This window comes from Pseudomonas sp. P5_A2_2 (assembly GCF_054177685.1).
The window spans coordinates 1-1,202 of sequence record NZ_JBGCUL010001216.1 but is presented as its reverse complement, the minus strand read 5'-3'; the positions used below and the strand labels follow the sequence as shown (position 1 = coordinate 1,202).

The 1,202-nt window shown below is 57.1% G+C and carries 2 protein-coding genes; both read right to left on the bottom strand.

The features are described from left to right. Nucleotides 1–627: 627 nt before the first annotated feature. The gene (gene rssC, locus ACXRVY_RS30205) at nucleotides 628–1,110 is read right to left on the bottom strand and encodes an anti-sigma factor antagonist RssC (protein ID WP_223462651.1); all 483 of its coding nucleotides are present in this window, start codon (nucleotides 1,108–1,110) and stop codon (nucleotides 628–630) included. Continuing rightward, a partial coding sequence (locus ACXRVY_RS30200) for a hypothetical protein (protein WP_458239100.1) occupies nucleotides 1,110–1,202 on the bottom strand: 93 nt, incomplete at its 5' end. The genes rssC and ACXRVY_RS30200, both read right to left, overlap by 1 nt.

Here is a 1,202-nt window from a genome sequence, read left to right as displayed (position 1 = left end):
GTTGCAGGCCAAGCTGTGATCTGAAGCGGTGAAATGCMAAAAGGGCGAACCCTCACAGGTTCGCCMTTTTTTGTGGATGCTGGGTAATGTGTGGTGTTTTGRCGGACGCCATCGCGAGCAAGCTCGCTCCCACAGGGATTTGCGRGATGGCTGAGGTCGTGTGCTGAACGAAAAACCTGTGGGAGCGAGCTTGCTCGCGATGGGGCCAGTCCGGCCCACATCAATTCGGAGCTTGAGCGTTGTTGCAGGCCAAGCGGTGAAATGCAAAAAGGGCGAACCCTCACAGGTTCGCCCTTTTTTGTGGATGCTGGGTAATGCGTGGTGTTCTGGCGGACGCCATCGCGAGCAAGCTCGCTCCCACAGGGATTTGCGAGATGGCTGAGGTCGTGTGCTGAACGAAAATACTGTGGGAGGCCAAGCTGTGATCTTAGTGGGTGTGATGCAAAAAGGGCGAACCTTGGTGGGTTCGCCCTTTTTGTTGATGCGGGGTTCTTGCGGACGCCATCGCGAGCAGGCTCGCTCCCACAGGGATTTGCGGGATGGCTGAGGTAGTGTGCTGAACGAAAAACCTGTGGGAGCGAGCTTGCTCGCGATGGGGCCAGACAAGGCCCACATCACATCAGGGGATCAATTGCGCTCCAGCGCATTCACCAGATCATGGAACGCTTCACGATTGGTGTCGTTCAGGCCCATGAGGATTTTGTGCGCTTCGAGCACTTTGATCCGCACCACTTCTTCGGACTGATCCTGGTCTGGCAGGTCGTCCAGGCATTCCGGGCAGGGTATCGGCTTGTCGACGATGTTGAACACCTGCTCGAAGCCCATGGACTGCAGCAGACGGGTGATGTCTTCGTGGGTGGTGACGACGGTCGGCAGCAGGCCGACCTGTTGCCGCGACAGGATCGACAGCTTGGCCAGCAGGCCCAGGGTGGTGCTGTCGATGCTGCGGGTTTCGGTCAAATCGATCACGATCGCGTTGAAATTCTTCGCGGTGAAGATTTTTTCTATAGTCGCATCCAACGCCGAACACAGGGTCAGGCGAACTTCACCGACGAACTTGAGGACGAAGGTGCCGTCCTGCTCGGCGAACTGGATTCTACCAGTACTCATCAAAGATTCCTGCTCAACACCAACAGGGCGATATCATCCGGCATCTCCCCTAGCGTGGCCAATCCAAAAACCTGCCGCAGCCCATCCAGGGT

What these genes read in the sequence shown, in the direction of transcription:
- rssC (WP_223462651.1), bottom strand. Translation starts at nt 1,110, where the DNA reads ATGAGTACTGGTAGAATCCAGTTCGCCGAGCAGGACGGCACCTTCGTC.